The organism is Enterobacter sp. MGH85 (genome assembly GCF_001037655.1).
Lineage (GTDB): Bacteria > Pseudomonadota > Gammaproteobacteria > Enterobacterales > Enterobacteriaceae > Enterobacter > Enterobacter intestinihominis.
In genome coordinates this window covers 3,444,785-3,461,551 of the sequence record NZ_KQ089925.1, presented here as the reverse complement: position 1 = coordinate 3,461,551, position 16,767 = coordinate 3,444,785, and the positions used below count along the sequence as shown (strand labels likewise).

The 16,767-nt window shown below is 50.7% G+C and carries 17 protein-coding genes and 1 pseudogene; 6 read left to right on the top strand and 12 right to left on the bottom strand.

Going from position 1 to position 16,767, the window contains the following annotated elements; all coding sequences use genetic code 11:
• Positions 1-21 precede the first annotated feature (21 nt).
• The gene (ydfZ, locus tag SK51_RS16185; protein ID WP_003857405.1) at positions 22-225 is read right to left on the bottom strand and encodes a putative selenium delivery protein YdfZ; all 204 of its coding nucleotides are present in this window, start codon (positions 223-225) and stop codon (positions 22-24) included.
• Between the two features lie 287 nt (positions 226-512).
• Between ydfZ and SK51_RS16180 the strand changes: the two genes are divergently transcribed.
• Positions 513-944 carry a universal stress protein gene (locus tag SK51_RS16180; protein WP_023300013.1) on the top strand — a complete coding sequence of 144 codons (432 nt, stop codon included), beginning with the start codon at positions 513-515 and terminating at the stop codon, positions 942-944.
• Between the two features lie 34 nt (positions 945-978).
• On the opposite strand, the gene SK51_RS16175 is transcribed toward SK51_RS16180, so the two are convergent.
• Together SK51_RS16175 and ydfG are read right to left on the bottom strand one after the other, a co-directional pair.
• A complete protein-coding gene (locus tag SK51_RS16175) occupies positions 979-1,665 on the bottom strand; it encodes a GntR family transcriptional regulator (protein WP_003857403.1) in 687 nt (228 codons plus the stop codon).
• 90 nt (positions 1,666-1,755) lie between these two features.
• Positions 1,756-2,502, bottom strand: coding sequence for a bifunctional NADP-dependent 3-hydroxy acid dehydrogenase/3-hydroxypropionate dehydrogenase YdfG (gene ydfG, locus SK51_RS16170; RefSeq protein ID WP_023306120.1), 747 nt, complete (start codon positions 2,500-2,502; stop codon positions 1,756-1,758).
• 143 nt (positions 2,503-2,645) lie between these two features.
• Between ydfG and dcp the strand changes: the two genes are divergently transcribed.
• On the top strand, positions 2,646-4,679 hold the full coding sequence (dcp, locus tag SK51_RS16165) for a peptidyl-dipeptidase Dcp (RefSeq protein ID WP_023306121.1): 2,034 nt from the start codon (positions 2,646-2,648) through the stop codon (positions 4,677-4,679).
• Positions 4,680-4,976: 297 nt separating this feature from the next.
• Here dcp and SK51_RS25785 read toward each other — a convergent pair whose 3' ends face one another.
• Positions 4,977-5,084, bottom strand: coding sequence for a YnaM/YnfT family protein (locus tag SK51_RS25785; protein ID WP_022647993.1), 108 nt, complete (start codon positions 5,082-5,084; stop codon positions 4,977-4,979).
• A 208-nt stretch (positions 5,085-5,292) separates the two neighbouring features.
• Positions 5,293-5,520, bottom strand: coding sequence for a hypothetical protein (locus SK51_RS24385; RefSeq protein ID WP_071788017.1), 228 nt, complete (start codon positions 5,518-5,520; stop codon positions 5,293-5,295).
• Between the two features lie 149 nt (positions 5,521-5,669).
• Between SK51_RS24385 and SK51_RS25655 the strand changes: the two genes are divergently transcribed.
• The gene (locus SK51_RS25655; protein ID WP_213083702.1) at positions 5,670-5,834 is read left to right on the top strand and encodes a YnfU family zinc-binding protein; all 165 of its coding nucleotides are present in this window, start codon (positions 5,670-5,672) and stop codon (positions 5,832-5,834) included.
• A gap of 248 nt (positions 5,835-6,082) precedes the next feature.
• Here SK51_RS25655 and SK51_RS16160 read toward each other — a convergent pair whose 3' ends face one another.
• The 3 genes from SK51_RS16160 to SK51_RS16150 form a co-directional block, all read right to left on the bottom strand.
• Positions 6,083-6,301, bottom strand: a complete 219-nt coding sequence (locus SK51_RS16160; RefSeq protein ID WP_022647994.1) for a cold shock domain-containing protein — start codon at positions 6,299-6,301, stop codon at positions 6,083-6,085.
• Between the two features lie 367 nt (positions 6,302-6,668).
• A complete protein-coding gene (locus tag SK51_RS16155; protein ID WP_023306122.1) occupies positions 6,669-7,358 on the bottom strand; it encodes an SOS response-associated peptidase in 690 nt (229 codons plus the stop codon).
• Between the two features lie 263 nt (positions 7,359-7,621).
• Entirely contained in the window at positions 7,622-7,861 is a 240-nt protein-coding gene (locus tag SK51_RS16150; RefSeq protein ID WP_006808847.1) for a DinI family protein, read from the bottom strand.
• Positions 7,862-8,187: 326 nt separating this feature from the next.
• Between SK51_RS16150 and SK51_RS16145 the strand changes: the two genes are divergently transcribed.
• A complete protein-coding gene (locus tag SK51_RS16145) occupies positions 8,188-8,607 on the top strand; it encodes a translesion error-prone DNA polymerase V autoproteolytic subunit (RefSeq protein ID WP_022647996.1) in 420 nt (139 codons plus the stop codon).
• A 1-nt stretch (position 8,608) separates the two neighbouring features.
• The gene (locus tag SK51_RS16140; RefSeq protein WP_048206807.1) at positions 8,609-9,877 is read left to right on the top strand and encodes a Y-family DNA polymerase; all 1,269 of its coding nucleotides are present in this window, start codon (positions 8,609-8,611) and stop codon (positions 9,875-9,877) included.
• 79 nt (positions 9,878-9,956) lie between these two features.
• On the opposite strand, the pseudogene SK51_RS25310 reads toward SK51_RS16140, so the two are convergent.
• Positions 9,957-10,061: pseudogene (locus tag SK51_RS25310) on the bottom strand (ASCH domain-containing protein); the annotation flags it as partial.
• Between the two features lie 117 nt (positions 10,062-10,178).
• Between SK51_RS25310 and SK51_RS16135 the strand changes: the two are divergent.
• A complete protein-coding gene (locus SK51_RS16135) occupies positions 10,179-10,940 on the top strand; it encodes an OBAP family protein (RefSeq protein WP_022647998.1) in 762 nt (253 codons plus the stop codon).
• Between the two features lie 74 nt (positions 10,941-11,014).
• On the opposite strand, the gene SK51_RS16130 is transcribed toward SK51_RS16135, so the two are convergent.
• The 3 genes from SK51_RS16130 to SK51_RS16120 all read right to left on the bottom strand — a co-directional run bounded on the left by SK51_RS16130 (position 11,015) and on the right by SK51_RS16120 (position 16,601).
• Positions 11,015-14,323 (bottom strand): autotransporter outer membrane beta-barrel domain-containing protein, encoded by a 3,309-nt coding sequence (locus tag SK51_RS16130; protein WP_023306123.1) that lies wholly within the window; start codon positions 14,321-14,323, stop codon positions 11,015-11,017.
• A 333-nt stretch (positions 14,324-14,656) separates the two neighbouring features.
• The gene (locus tag SK51_RS16125; protein WP_023306124.1) at positions 14,657-15,622 is read right to left on the bottom strand and encodes a magnesium and cobalt transport protein CorA; all 966 of its coding nucleotides are present in this window, start codon (positions 15,620-15,622) and stop codon (positions 14,657-14,659) included.
• A 121-nt stretch (positions 15,623-15,743) separates the two neighbouring features.
• Complete coding sequence (locus SK51_RS16120; protein WP_023306125.1) at positions 15,744-16,601, bottom strand: alpha/beta hydrolase family protein; 858 nt, start codon at positions 16,599-16,601, stop codon at positions 15,744-15,746.
• Positions 16,602-16,767: the final 166 nt, after the last annotated feature.

Genomic DNA, 16,767 nt, shown 5'->3' with positions numbered 1-16,767 from the left:
GGCGGCATGTCGGGGCACAGCTTAGTGCATCCCCAGGCGAATCAGCTCAATCGGTTCGAACTTACCTTCGCATCCTTCCACTTCAACCGTTTTACCACGACGCACCTGCTCGGCATTAAGGCCGTCGCTGTGGATCGCTTTAATCACGCCAAACTGACCTGTGCCGCTAATCATGACGCGGCTGCCAGTGGTGATTGCATTTCGGTTACGGTCGTATGTCATCATGGTATTTTCTCCTCTCGCACTTATCCGTTACGGCGCTAATTCAACGGCTGCCGTTCACGGGGCACTATTAATACGCCTCTCTTAAACGAAATTATTTGCTTTTGATCAAGCTCACACTTTTTTCTTATTTCCTGATGGCGTTGACGGTTCAGGACACCGCTTTACAAAGCGGACAGTTATTTTCCTTAATTGATAGTTTCTAGACGCAAGTGTTTAGGCTTTGTTTATATCCACAATGCCATTCTGGAGGCAGAAAATAACCCTTCATCGGAAAAGGAGTCAGGCTTATGTATAAGAAAATTTTGATGCCTGTTGACGTGTTTGAAATGGATCTAAGCGATAAAGCGGTACGCCACGCGGTCAACCTCGCGAAATCGGAAGGCGCGACGATCACCCTGGTCAACATTCTCCCTAACAGCAGCCGTTCGTTACTGCGGGGGTTCAATGCCGATATTAAGAAGTTCGAAGAGTATATGACCGCCGAGTCGGATAAGAAGATGAAGGCACTGAAACGGCTCTTTGATATGTCCCCAGAAAATATTGATTGTGAAGTACGTTTCGGCAACGTACGCGATGAAATCATCCAGCTCAGCAAAGAGGGGAAATATGACGTTATTGTTATTGGATCAAGAAACCCGAGCATGACAACACATCTGCTGGGCTCGAATGCTGAAACTATCCTGCGCTACGCCACTATTCCGGTATTAGTGGTCCGCTAATTACTTCGCCGCAACCGAAAGGGGCGGCGAGGTTTTATTCTTCGCTGAACCACTCGCGGTTTTCCTGACGAATTAACTGAACTGACTCGCTAATTTCCTGGAGGTGAAGCGTCATCGCTTTATCTACGGCTTCCACGTCGCGTTTTTCCAGTGCGCTGAAAATATCGTGATGCTGGCGCAGCAACATCTCTGGCGGAGAAACATGGTCGAGGCTCATGTAGCGCACGCGGTCGATGGTAGCTTTGATGTTTTCGACGGTATCCCACGCGAGCTGGCACTCGGCGATCTGCGCCAGTTTCTGGTGAAATTCGTCGTCCAGCTGGAAAAAGTCGTTTAACTGTTTGCGGTCGATGGCAATGCGTTGCTGATGCAGGTTTTGCTCCAGCAGGTAGCACTGGTTATCGTTGATGAGCGACGCGGCGCGACGCACAACGGCGCACTCAATGGCCTGGCGAACAAAACAGCCATTCCGTACCTGCGAAAGCGAAATTTTATTTACATAGCTGCCGCGCTGAGGGCGGATCTGGATAAGGCCGTTTTCTGCGAGCTTAATAAACGCCTCGCGCACGGGCTGACGGGAAACGTCAAAACGTACCGAAACCTCTTTTTCTGAGAGTGGCGTTCCCGGTGGGATCAGGCAGCGAACGATATCACGGCGTAAGATGCGATAAATTTGCTGATTTACAGGCTGGGTAGGATTAAGTTGCGATTCAGCGGCCATGGGTTGTGATTTCTCAGAGAGTTAACCTGAACATACTACCATTCTTTTACCCGTCATCACATACCCGGCCCGCAGGCCGGGAAGGGTGAATTACCCGCGATGAACGCTGAGTCCGGCATAGGTCTGGCTGACGGGCATCATCTCAACCGTGTTGATGTTGACATGCTTCGGCAGCGTCGCGACCCACCAGACGGTTTCGGTGATATCTTCCGGCGTCAGCGCATTCGCATTTTCATAGGTTTTATCCGCTTTCGCGTCGTCACCCTTGAAGCGCACGTTGGAGAATTCCGTTCCACCGACCAGGCCCGGCTCAACATCGGTCACGCGAATCGCGGTACCGTGCAGGTCGGTGCGCAGGTTCAGGCTGAACTGGCGTACAAAGGCCTTGGTTGCGCCATAGACGTTGCCGCCCGCGTAAGGCCAGCTGCCTGCGGTGGAACCGATATTAATGATATGACCACGGTTACGTTCAACCATGCCCGGCAGCACGGCGCGGGTCATGTACACCAGGCCTTTGTTGTTGGTGTCGATCATGTTCTCCCAGTCTTCCACGCTGGCTTTGTGGGCAGGCTCCATGCCCAGCGCCAGGCCAGCGTTATTGACCAGCACGTCGATTTCACGCCATTCGGCAGGCAGGTTGGCAATCATCTCTTCAATGGCGGCGCGGTTGCGTACGTCCAGCTGTGTGGTCAGGATGCTGTCGCCCAGCTCGTCTTTCAACTCCTGGAGACGCTCCTGACGACGACCCGTTGCAATCACCTTATGTCCGTTGGCGACGAAGCGACGCGTGATGCTTTCACCAAAACCTGCTGTCGCCCCGGTAACTAATATAATCATCTCACTGTTCCTCAACGCTTTTTGTGTTGTACTACCATAGCACGCACTCGGGCACATCGTTAAGGCAACATTTGTATGACGCCATTGCAGGCCGGAGCAGGCTGGCCTACTCTGGTGAGAAATACCGTGCTCAGGAGTAAACGATGTCGGTCAACAACCCTTTCTTTGACGTTAGCCTGCTGCCTTATCAGGCTCCGCGTTTTGATGTGATAGAAGACAGCCACTATCGCCCGGCGTTTGATGAAGCAATGCGCCTCAAGCGTGCAGACATTGACGCGATTATCGCGCAGAGCGCCGCGCCGGACTTCAACAACACCGTGCTGGCGCTGGAAATGAGCGGGGCCATGCTGTCGCGCGTCAGCAGCGTGTTCTTCGCCATGACGTCCGCACACACCAACGATTATCTTCAGGCACTGGACGAGCAGTTCTCCACCGAACTGGCCGGGCTGGCGAACGATATCTGGCTAAACGATACGCTTTTCGCCCGCGTGGAAGCCGTCTGGCAGGATCGCGACACGCTGGATGCCGAATCCCGCCGACTGACGGAGGTGACGTATCAGCACTTTGTTCTTGCGGGCGCGCGTCTGAACGCCGATGAAAAAGCCGAGCTGAAATCTCTGAATACCGAAGCCGCCACCCTGACCAGCCAGTTCAACCAGCGCCTGCTGGCGGCGAATAAGGCGGGAGGGCTGGTGGTGGATGATGTTCACCAGCTTGACGGACTCAGTGCGGAGGAGATGGCTGCCGCGGCTCATGCTGCCGCAGAAAAAGGGCTGACGGATCGCTGGCTGATCCCGCTTCTGAATACCACGCAACAGCCCGCGCTGGCGGCGCTGTCTCTGCGCGAGACCCGTAAAAAGCTGTTTAGCGCGGGCTGGGAACGCACTCAAAAAGGCGACGAAAACGATACGCGCGACCTGATCCGTCGGCTTACCGCGTTGCGGGCAAGACAGGCGCAGCTGCTCGGCTTTGACAACTATGCCAGCTGGAGCATTGCCGATCAAATGGCGAAAACGCCGGATGCCGCGCTCGAATTCATGCGCGGGATAGTTCCTGCGGCGCGCAGCAGAGCCGCGCTGGAGCAGGCGGATATTCAGAAGGTCATTGACGACGAGCAGGGCGGTTTTACGGTGCAGGCCTGGGACTGGGCGTTTTATGCCGAACGCGTGCGTTCAGCGAAATATGCGCTGGATGAGTCGCAGATCAAACCCTATTTCGCGCTCAATACCGTGCTTGAAGATGGCGTATTCTGGACCGCCACGCAGCTGTTCGGTATCCGCTTTGTCGAGCGTTTCGATATTCCGGTTTATCACCCGGACGTTCGCGTGTGGGAGATTTTCGACCACACGGGTGAAGGCATGGCGTTGTTCTACGGCGACTTTTTCGCGCGTGATTCCAAAGCGGGCGGGGCGTGGATGGGGAATTTTGTTGAGCAGTCTTACGAGTTTGCCGCGCGTCCGGTGATTTATAACGTCTGCAACTATCAAAAACCAGCGAACGGGCAGACCGCGCTGATCTCCTGGGATGATGTGATTACCCTGTTCCACGAGTTTGGCCATACGCTACATGGCCTGTTTGCCAGCCAGCGCTATGCCACGCTTTCAGGCACCAACACGCCGCGTGATTTCGTTGAATTCCCGTCGCAGATCAATGAACACTGGGCCAGCCATCCGCAGGTGTTTGCGCACTTTGCCCGCCATTATCAAACCGGCGAGCCGATGCCGGATGCGCTGCGGGAAAAAATGCTCAATGCGACCCAGTTTAATAAGGGTTATGACATGACGGAACTGCTGAGCGCCGCGCTGCTGGATATGAACTGGCACGGCATTCATGAGCCCATTGAAGACGTGGAAGCCTTTGAAGCCGCCGCGTTGAAAAAAGAAGGGCTGGATCTTCCAGCCGTACCGCCGCGCTATCGCAGCAGCTATTTTGCCCATATCTTCGGCGGCGGCTACGCGGCGGGCTATTACGCCTATCTCTGGACGCAGATGCTGGCGGACGATGGCTATCAGTGGTTTGTCGAGCAGGGTGGTTTAACGCGCGAAAACGGACAGACATTCCGCGAGGCGATTTTGTCGCGCGGCAACAGCACTGATTTAGCTGAACTTTACCGGAACTGGCGCGGGCACGATCCGAGGATCGAACCGATGCTGGAGAATCGTGGATTGAGTGTTTAAGGGCTTTTTAGTGTGGAAACAGAACCGGGCGCGATGCCCGGTTTTTTGTTCGATTTTTTCTTCCCCGAAACTCCTCCAAATTCCTCCCCAAAGTGAATCCTTAAATTCTGCGAAATTTGCAGGATAACTTTCTTATGGCTGACCCTATATATCAGGGCGAACGACTGGGCAGCTTCCTGCTGCGCCAATGGAGAGGGAATTAATTGTGGAACGTACCCGGGGCTGGAGTGGCGCTGCCTGCGAGGAAAGGTGAATAGGCTGCCCAGTAAATAAAGAGGTTATGGAAACTTGAATACATTACAGTTCATCAGGATTGTTCGATACGCTGATCCCGATCTTGATCAGACTTAAAATCATCAATGCCAGTACCATTGCCACGATAGTAGAGATGATAAGCGTTGTCATAAAGGCCCCCTTTGTGAGTATATCTTTTAGACTGTTTGAATCAAAAAATGTTCCGAGTCCTAAAAAATATATGACATTAGACAGGAATGTATTGTCTGCTAAATGAAAAAAAAGCCTACGCCAGGTAGGCAATACTGATAATTCCTAATTGTTTTAATAATGCTTGTTACTGAAGGTTATCCGCAGTGTTGGTAGAAGATATTGAAGCTTATAGATACTTCCTGGCTGCATCTAATATTTCCTGAGATGTAAGCTCTCGATCTGATGCAACATAGACAACTTCATGGTCACCTGTTAAAGAGGGAAAACCGGCTGACATTATCGGAAGGTTTATCCCTTCTCCATTAGGGTATTGTTCGCGTATTGATGTCACGCCCTTAAGTACGGTGATTACTTTACCTGGTTTACCATTAAAGAAAATAATTACTTTTTTCATGTATCACCATGTATTTCAGGGGGTTTTATGGCCCGGGGTTGTTCGAAAGGGGTTGATTTATTGACGTTTAGTTACCTCTTTCGAAATTAAAACAAGCAATATTCTGCCTTAACGTGTACTGTAGCAGTCCATTTGTACTGGAGAAGCTTATGTCTGCACGTAAAAACACGCAATTCCGCCGAAATTATTTAGTCAAATGCCCTTGTCCAAACTGCACAAGAGACTCGGAGCATAGTTACAATCGTGTACAAAAGGGAGCTCAACTGGTTTGCCCTTACTGCAACGCGTTGTTCAAATCCCCTCAACATTACTAAAAAATCTCATATAATAACTAAGAAGTGATGCTTTTGGAGGCTGCCTAACCTCTTACGCACTTTAATATTTTATAAGCAGTTAGCTTCTGCTTTGAGACTATTCATGCAGCAGTCCTGCATTTCATCACATCGGTCAGCAAATTTGACGGTGCTGTAAATATGCTGGCCTGTTGTAATGATATTCGCAAACGATAAATGACGCTTCTGGTTATTTAATTCACAGAAGCTTAAGCGGTCATTGAGGGGGGTTATTTATCGCAAAGCGTAACATTTGCAGCTGTCGGACCTTTGGTACCGGCAATGACAGCAAATTTAACTTTTTGGCCTTCAAAAAGAGTTTTGAATGTCTCTCCCTGTAGAGAAGAAGAGTGAACAAGGATATCTTTACTTCCATCGAGTGGGGAGATGAAGCCAAAGCCCTTATCATCGTTAAACCACTTAACAAGACCTATCATTTTTGATGACATAAAAAATCCACGTGAACACTTAAAAGTTACAAGTTCATGAAAAGAAACGCATGATGGCATACGTATGGACTCAAGAGGAGGGGATATCAGAGATAGCACCTGGTTATGAGGACTACTTTGGAAAAGTCAGATTCACATTGCATCGAACCAACCGCATCATTAAGGCACGTGTAGATCTTTTAAGCAAATCTTATTTTAGCCATCTGGGAGGCCATACAGATTAGATTAGCCAATCCAAATTTTTCCTGTGTCGTCAAATTTGATTTATAGCAAGGAAATAATTTGTCTCGTAAAATGACAGGAGTTGTCAAAGGTTTTGACTTCAATAGAGGGAAGAGTTTTATTATCCCATCTAAAAAGTGCAGGTCTAACTAAGATCAGATTTGATTTCTATTTGCTCTATCAAATTCCTCCCCTGGTTTTTTACATTTCCTACTGTACGCGTTACCGCATGCCAGACGAACTTATCGGTGGGCACTGCACCATCTGAAGCTATCTCTTCAGCTTCTTTCCCGCCAACATGCTGTCGCATCCACTCGCGTGCCGCTTCTGGTGACAAAACTAATGGCCTGCGGTCATGAATGTCGACGAGGCCTTTATCAGCCGCAGACGTCACAATCAGAAATCCCTCGGCTTCATCGCCGCGCTCAAACGGTGTGCTTCCGATCGCCGCCATAAAGATTGGCTGACCGTCGGCCCGGTGGATGAAGTAGGGTTGTTTCTTGTCACCTGACTTCTTCCATTCGAACCATCCATCGGCAAAACAGATCGCCCGGCCATGTTGCCACAGAGGTTTAAACATTCTGCTGGTGGCCGCGGTTTCTACACGTGCGTTAATCAGTGGTGCTTTGTCCCACCATCCAGGTGCGTAGCCCCAGAACACCGGATCGAGGTGCAGTAGTTCGTCGCGTTCGCTCAGCAGCAGGACTTTGGTACCGGGCGCGACGTTGTACCGGCCAATGGGGGCCGGGTCATACGCGATGTCGCGATCGCCTTCGTCGGCAAGGTAGGCCAGGTATTCTTCACGGGTTTGGGCTTGTGCAAAGCGTCCACACATAGAAACCTCCAGTCGGATGTCATACTCAAAGTATAGGGCAGGGATAAGATGATTTGATCGACATGCAAAAGCTGTATTTTGTGCAAGATAACGCGAGAAAATGGGCAGAAATTCCGGGAGGCGTTTTTATCTTGCGGGCACGATCCGAGAAATGAACCGATGCTGGAGAACCGCGGGTGAGTGATTAAAGGCATTACTGGCTGAAAACAGAACCGGGCATTGCGCCCGGTTTTTCCCCGGTGGGCTGGTATTTGTTAACCTTGTTACTCTTGCGTCAGCCACATGTCCGACTCTTCAAACATTTCCTCAAGCATACGGTTCAGCTTTTCCCGGTCGCTTTTGCTGGCATCGCTATTCAGGCCATTCGCCTGCATTGGCTTAACCGTCACGCTGGCATCAGGAAAAATCCGGTGCACACGTTTTGTCAGTTCAGCCAGAATTATCTCCCTGGCTCCCTCCAGCCCCTGTACGTTTCGCTTGTCATAAACCAGTTCAACAAACATTATTTTTTCCCTATGAATATTAATTGTGCGATTCTGTCTGCACGTAAAAATACTACTGTATATGGGTACAGTCAAACGGCATTCCGGCTAAAGAAATGCCATGCCGCTCTTCACCTTGTTTATGTTGATGACAATCTATTCATTTAGCCTTTAAAACGAGCAGTCGAAGCGTTTAATCGTAAAATTTACAAAAACCATAATTTGAAGCCAGAGAGAAACTTACAAACGAAACGGTGAAGGTTTAAACAGTCGCTACGGTTCAGCTGCCTTGCGCGTGCTTTAAAACAAAACTACTGTATATAAAAACAGTATTAGAGGTATGCGTAATGGAATTTATCAGACCTACAGAACTGCGTGAGATTATCGCGCTTCCACTTTTCAGCGATTTAGTTCAGTGCGGATTCCCAAGCCCGGCTGCCGATTATGTGGAGCAGCGCATTGATCTTAATGAACTTCTGGTTGCCCACCCCAGCTCGACGTATTTCGTTAAAGCCGCGGGTGATTCAATGATTGAAGGGGGAATAAGCGACGGCGATTTACTGGTGGTCGATAGTTCCCGAACGGCTGAGCACGGCGATATCGTCATCGCCGCGGTGGAAGGGGAATTCACCGTTAAGCGCCTGCAACTGCGGCCTAATGTTCAACTCAATCCGATGAACAGCGCTTATTCACCGATTATCGTTGGCAGTGAAGACACGCTGGACGTTTTTGGTGTGGTCACTTTTATTGTTAAATCGGCCAGCTGATATGTTTGCGCTCTGTGATGTGAATTCATTCTATGCATCATGCGAGACGGTATTCAGGCCAGATTTGAGAGGCCGACCGGTGGTTGTCCTCTCAAATAACGACGGTTGCGTGATAGCGCGCAGCGCAGAGGCCAAAGCCGCTGGCGTTACCATGGGGGCGCCATACTTTAAGCAGAAAGACCTGTTCCGGCGCGCCGGCGTGGTTTGCTTCAGCAGTAACTACGAACTTTACGCTGACATGTCCAGCCGGGTAATGACCACGCTGGAAGAAATAAGCCCTCGCGTCGAAATATATTCCATTGATGAGGCCTTTTGTGATCTCACCGGGGTTCGTAATTGCCGGGACCTGACTGATTTTGGCAAGGAGATCCGCGAAACGGTTTTGAAGCGTACGCACCTGAGGGTCGGCGTTGGCATAGCCCAGACGAAGACGCTGGCGAAGCTGGCAAATCACGCGGCGAAGAAATGGCAGCAGCAGACGGGTGGGGTGGTTGATTTATCCAATATCGACCGCCAGCGCCGGTTGTTGGCTATCGTGCCTGTAGAGGACGTATGGGGCGTGGGCAGGCGCATCAGCAAGAAGCTCAATGCGATGGGTATCAAAACGGCGCTGGATCTCTCAGAGCAGAGCACGTGGATTATCCGCAAGCACTTCAATGTAGTGCTGGAGCGAACGGTCCGGGAGTTGCGCGGCGAGCCGTGCCTCGATCTGGAAGAGTTTGCACCGACAAAGCAGGAGATCGTCTGTAGTCGGTCATTCGGTGAGCGCGTGACAGAATACGAGCAGGTGCGCCAGGCTATATGCAGCTATGCGGCCCGTGGCGCTGAGAAGTTACGTGGCGAGCACCAGTATTGCCGCTTTATCTCGGCGTTTGTAAAGACCTCTCCGTTCGCTCTGAACGAACCCTATTACGGCAACAGTGCCTCAATGACGCTTCTCACACCCACTCAGGACTCCCGCTACATTATCAACGCCGCGGTAAAGTGCCTCGACAAAATCTGGAAGGAGGGCCACCGCTACCAGAAAGCCGGCATTATGCTCGGGGACTTCTTCAGCCAGGGCGTTGCCCAGCTCAATTTGTTTGACAATAGCGCGCCGCGTGCCGGAAGTGAAAAGCTGATGGAAGTGCTGGATCGTCTGAACGCGAAAGATGGAAAGGGTACGCTTTATTTTGCCGGGCAGGGCATACAGCAGCAATGGCAGATGAAGCGTGAAATGCTTTCGCCGCGGTATACGACCCGGTATTCAGATTTACTGAGAATTCGATGAATGTTAATGGCTGTTTTGTGCCAGAAGCGGACATTGATATAAATGGCAATTGATCAAACGCCAGCCCCTTTACTTTGTCCTACAGGATCTCAACCACTTCAAACTCTTCTGCGATCAACTCCATATCTTCAGAAAAATGGCCTTCGCGGCTGAAAAATCTCTGATGCTCTTTCTGCCAGTATTTAAATGGTGTTCTTAAACGGAACGTACGCCAGTTTGCCGGATGGTTTAATAAAAACTCTCCTGGCGTGTCTGCGCGAATGTACTACTTTCAGTAAAGTGACTTTTACAGGGAGGGTCAATGAAACCATTATCGCTTTTATTATTGTCGAGCCTGACGTTAGTGGGTTGTGGCGCGAACAATACCCCTTCAAATACGCCTCTTCCGGGTGTAAAAACCTCCGTCGGGACGAGCACGCTTGAAGCCGGTGCTCAGCTTATCCAGTCCCGTCCGCCCATTGATGCAATGAGTGCCTACCTTGACGGTTTCCATTTTTATAGCGGGGATAAAAATGGCCAGATGGAAGCCCATCATTATGTAACCGTGTTGAATGAAGACGTGATGCAGGCGGTGATCTACGACGGTAACACCAAAGATGCCCGTTTAATGGGCGTTGAGTACATCATTAGTGAGCGTTTGTTTAACACTCTGCCGCCGGAAGAAAAAAAATTGTGGCACAGCCATCAATATGAAGTGAAATCCGGCAGCCTGATTGCTCCAGGTTTACCTGCAGTGGCTGACAAAGCATTGATGAGCAAAATTGTGAATACCTACGGCAAGACCTGGCATACCTGGCACACCGACCGCGATAAAAAGCTGCCGCTCGGCATTCCGGCACTGATGATGGGCTTTACCGGGGAAGGGCAGTTAGACCCTAAACTCCTGGCGGACAGAGATCGACGCTTTGACGTGAGCACGCAAGCCATCAAAGAAGAACGTAAGGATATTGTGGCGCACCCAGTTGCTAAGGGAGCGGATGCCTGGCAACGTGGTGAAGAGATCCAGCTTAAGCGGGTTAGAGGTTCAGGTGAGCATGGCCAGGGCGACACAAGCCATTTTTGATATCAAAAGCCTTCAGGAATACCCCGGCAACGCCGGGGATAGGGCCAGTCCTATTATTTTCTCGTCCTCAGGCATCAGAAACGCCATGTGGCTGAAAGATTACCTGCAATCGAGTCATAGCCAGAACGAAACATTTCGCTTTCAACCCCGATGCCCAATTCGACATCAGCGTTGATTTTATAGCTCATACCTGCCTTAACACCCAGAGTGTCACGACCAGTCACCTGATTCCTGGAACTAAACCCTGTGCTTCGATAGTTGGCGAAAGAGGCTTGTTGCACTACGTTGCCATCAAGCAGTTCATGATCCCAGCTGAGCTGCAGCTCAGCTGCGAACGATGCCCCTGAAGCGAGGGGTACATTCCAGTTACCATTCACCCCGATACTTGATCTCAGAGAATCGAAGGTCTGCGAACCCAGCATCAGTCGGCTGCCGTCATTGCCGCTTTCCTTCACGCCGGGACGATGTAATGTGGTGTAATTCAATGACGTTACCGGTCCGGCGTTCACATTATTATTCAGCGCCCATCGATAGCCTCCGCCGGCCGTAACAGAACCTGACAATCCGGTCCAGGTGGCATGGTGGCTTGCTCCGTAAGTTTCTACATTAATGTTTCTGTCCAGCCAGCTGTTTTCAATACCCAATCGGCCAGTGCCGAATAAATACATTCCTTCGGACCTTTCAGCGCCGTAACGAGCATGAACACCCAGATCGAAAGCAGTGGTTTTCCCGGTTGCGGTTTCTGGTGATTTCACCGTCACCGACTGACCGCTGACCGCACCATGAAAGCCATACATCCAGTTGTGATTCTCATCGTTTTGTTTTTCAGCACCGAATACAATGCCATAACTGCTGGCGTCGTACCCTACACTGTCACCCTGACGCTGTTGCCAGAAGCCGCCGCCAAAGGGTATGGCAAAGCTGCGCCATTCGCCTTCCGTCAGTTGCTTCGGCATAACCACAGGATTTGGCCCGCCCACGATCCGCGCTATCTGCTGTTCACGCTGAAGGGAACTTGCGAACATGGCGCTGTAGGCGCCCGCAGAAAGTTGCGGCAAGGCATTGCTGATACTCCCGCCATCAGTGGCTGAGAAATCCAGAGTACGGTACAGCGGTTGTATATCCGACTTAGCTTCCGCCACAATTTTATCCAGCGCTTGCCCTACATGACGCGCATTAGCGTCCTGCGCATACCGGCTGTATGCGTTTGAAGCGCGCAGCATTGAGAGCTGCCAGCTATTCTTTCCCTGTGGCGTTGTTTGCAGCGTTAGCGTGGGTGAACGGAGCACGCTGTTCACCGCACTGAAATTGCCGTCGGAAGCGTCCGTTTTTAGCAAATCTTGCGTATTCAGACGCCAGTTTGTTGCGTACCAGTCCGGCTGCGGCGCAAATGTCAGTTGACCGTCAAATTGTGCGTGACCGTCCACTCGCAGAGTATCATGCCTGCCGCGCCCGTCGACTTCCAACAACAACTGCCCGGTATTCCCCTGTTGATAAGCACCGGATATATTGATTTGCCCAAGTGAATTACCCGGCGCAAGGATCCCGTTATTTACAAAGCGGCCTTCCTCATTAAGCGTATAGCTGGCGTTGCCGGACAGGCTGGCACCTGGCGCGATAGTCATGCTGTAAATCTGGAAATCGCCATTAAGCGAGGTTTTCCCTCCGTGCGCGTCCAGTGCCAGATTATTGATACCTTCAATGTTTCCGCGGTACGTAAAGCTGAAATCAGCATCGGCAGCTTCCGTCGCTTGCCCGTACGCATTGGCCTTCCGACCGAAGGTAAGCAGCGTTAACCGCTGTTGGCCATAGTCATCCCGCTGGGCGTAGTCCGAATAAATATCACCCTCCAGCCGGGCACCCGTTAATATATTTATATTACCGACCAGCGCGTTCGGTGATATATAAATCGCCGCGCCTTTACCGGCAACCCGTCCGCTGATGTCGGCATTGTCTACCAGCGCTCCCTGCAACTCGGGTAATAACGCATCGTAATAGCCGTCCACGATATGAAGCCAGGATCCACGATAGTCCACCTCGTTACCCAGGAGGTTATTGCCAAAATCAAAACTGATACCGACGCCACTGGCTCCCAGTGCCTGAACGTCGCCACGTTGAATAAGGCTGTGCTGTTTACCGTAGGCAAACATCACCCCACGGCCATTAACGCCATCGGCGTATATCCGTACACCGGGATCGATGCTCAGGGTGTTATTTTGCCCATCTATACGGATGCCCGCGCCGCCAGCCCCTGACGTCAACAGGTCCGCTTGTTGAAAGATATGGTTATTACTGCCATACACATGCAGGCCAACTCCCAGATTAGCGGTATTGTATTGACCAGCCAGATAGCCATCCGCCTGCTGATTACGCTGAAAATAGCCATTGCGGTTAACGAGCGATTGCCCGTTGCCATATAGCGAAAAACCGAAAAAGTTACGCCGGTCAATCTGATATCCCATATCCTGCAGCAACGCCAGTTCCGCTTCCATAAACGTGGTGTAATTGCGGTAGTTCTGATGGCTCATCATGCTGTTTTTCAGCTCGATATGGCTCATGTAGTTATCATCGACCGAGCCGTCGTCTGCTAACATTTTCACCGGCACGCCAGGCATGGCGCCTGCAAGGACTTCATCCACATGCCTGCCGGTGAAATAGCCTTTATCAAGCCGTACATCAAAGCCTTGTGGATCCCATCTGTTATTGCATCCATTACACAATATTACTTGCCCTGGCCGGGCAGGATTGCCACGGTCATCGCGCAGATGGCTGGTCCAGGAGCCAAAAGGCACGGTATCGAAAGCGGGCGTGAATGTGCCACTTCCTTGCAGATCGGTAACCATATTGGATATTCCCAGTCCATGGGCCAGCTCATGAACAGCGACGCTGACCAGATCGGCCTTTCCAGTGCGCGGCAATTGCGCGGGCACATAGGGAACGTTATCAAAATCCAGTTTGCCCATGATGAACTGGGCGTGGGAGCCAAAGGTCAGCTCTCCGGTATCAATACCGTTCAATGCGCCTTGCAACTGCGTCAGACTTATAATGCCGTCGGTAACTGAATCGCTGGAACCTGCGGCATTCTCGTCGTTAAACGTCCCCACATTGATAATGGCAGGCAGTTGCCCTGGGCTGGGGGTAATAACCTCAGCCCAGTAACGCATAGCATCGAGTATTTTTTCTTTTTGTTGCTGGCCAAGATCCCAGGTTGACTCAGACGCATTCGGCCAGTCCGGCATAAAGGGGCCGTCGCCAACATTAAAGAAACGCACTTCAAATACCGCAATATTATGTGGGTTATAGACCAGATAGCTTTCTCCTGCATACGGATTATTACTGACAAATAAACCCGTTAATGCAGCCGTCATAAAAACCCTTTTCATATTAACCATCCTTGTGTGAAAAAATAATGTTTACGTCCGTCAATATAAATTCACACCTGAGCTCAATGAATCATAAACAAATATAATAATTATCGATGTGGTTTGATAATTTAGAATAACGAGTGACCTTGCCCTGTGATAGCCTCGTTTTTCAGGATTTTATAAACGGTGGAGCGGGCGATCCCGGATTGAGAAACCGGGTCCCGGTGAACAGGAATGTACCGACATATGCAGGGGAAATAACGGATAGGGTATGGTGTCGTGGCATAATCGACATAAGCGTGAGGCTTTACTGTACTTCACGACACCAAAAACTATCAGATCGCTTATCAATCAAAGCCAGCGAGAGCGTTTGAGCCGAAGCCACAGTAATACACAGGCTCCCAGCGTGACAGCGACCGTAGCCGGATAACCAAAGAGCGTCTTCAGTTCCGGCATATGGTCGAAGTTCATACCATACATGCTAAAGACTACCGTCGGGATCACGAGGATGGCCCCCCAACCGGCCAGTTTCTTCACGACTTCGTTTTGCTGCACTGAAACCAGTGCCAGGTTAACGTGCATCGCGCTGCTTAGCAGCTCACGCATGTCATTTACATCCGTTACTACATGGCTTGCGTGATCCTGAATATCTCTGAAATACGCCCTGAGGGGTTTTGGAATAAGTTCTTCATGAATGCGGATAAGCTCTGTACAGATTTCTTCTACTGGCTGAGCGGCGTTGCGAAGCCCGAGTAGATTACGGCGGAGGGAATACACGTCCTGAATAGCTTCACGGTCAAATTCACTGTGAAAAAGTGTCGCTTCTATATCACCAATTTTGGTGTTGAGGCGCGCAGTCAGCTCTGCATAACTGTCAACAATAAAATCCAGAATACAGTAAAGAGGATAAGCCGGACCGTACGAAAGCATGTCCGGGGCCTCAGCAGCACGGGCGCGTATAGGTGCATAGCTCACTGAAGCACCATGGCGCACCGTAATAAGGAAGTTTCGGCCCACAAACAAATGCGTTTCGCCAAACTCAATATTGTCGTCCTGTCCACTGACGGTTTTTACAACGATAAATGCCGAGCTGCCATAACGCTCTATTTTAGGCCGCTGATGTGCATTAAGCGCATCCTCAACGGCCAGATCGTGCAGACCGAACTCCTCCTGGACTTTGTACATAAACGCAGGTTCAGGCTGCCAAAGCCCCAGCCAGATAAACGCATCGGTATCCTGGATGACTTCACTGATATCCTCAATATCTACGGTTTCGGCGGGGTGGCCTGAACGGTAGACCATACAGTTAACAATCATTTCCTGACTATCCCTTAAGCATGTGTCTAAGAAGCTTAACCATTTCCGTTAAATTTCCAAATTTTTATGCCGGCAGGTTTTAATATGTTGAATACTCAGAAAGGTCATGTTCACGCGTCGTTCAATCCGGGCACTGACTCTCCAGCCATTGACCGACGACGGGCCATAATTTCTCCGCACATCGTGTACGAAAAAATCCCATATGCCCAATGGACGAAAGACCAAACTCTGCGTGCCGTATCTCGCAGCGTTCTATTTTTGCTTGTTGCACTGGCTCCATCAGCCGCGCAATAGCTTCACGGTTAGCCCAGGGATCGTCATCAAATCCCATTACCAGCACGGGTAGGGTGATCTCACTTGCCCGTTGGCGTGCATTCCAGTGTGGATCATCGTAGAAATATCCAGGCATTGCGCTCCAGCGCCCCCATTGAAGCATGACTGGCGCCGGTAAATCTTCACCCAGCCCCAGGCGCCTGGCAGGCATGTAACCGAAGATACGGCACAGAATCGGAGCCAGAACACGTAATACGCACCAGACACGCACCTTTTCTGTGGTGCGTTTGATGGTGCTCGTCACCCCGGCATGTGAGGCTACAATGACCGCAGCTTGCAGGGCGTGGGTGGCTGTTGAAAGCAGAACGGCATGCCCGCCCACACTGTGTCCTACCGCCAACAGGCTAAGCTCTGGAAAATGTGCTTTAGCCCAGGCGGTTATACATCCGACGTCCTGGTCGATCCAGTCAGACATCGAAACGCGGTAAGTACGGACCAGCCCGGATTTAGAGAGGCCGGTGCCGCGATAATCGTATGTGAGGACGTTGAATCCTCTGTTAAAAAGATATTCTGCGAATCCCTTATAAAATCCCTGTACAACCGCCGTTGCCGGATGAAGGAGCACTATCGCTTTGGCATCGCTTCTTTCCCAAATTGTGGCTGCCAGAAATCCACCTTCATTGACGGGTATTATGACTGAACGCATTCATAGAGCCTTATTTATGTGGTCATACCAGTTATGCCTGAATTAAATCTAGCCTTTACTACCCCATCTGGCGATTTTTTTTTACACCCCAGCGTTCGTCCCTCGCTCAAAGCAGACAATAAACCTCGCCCGAGCGTTTTTAGCGAAACACACTGCCTTATGGGCT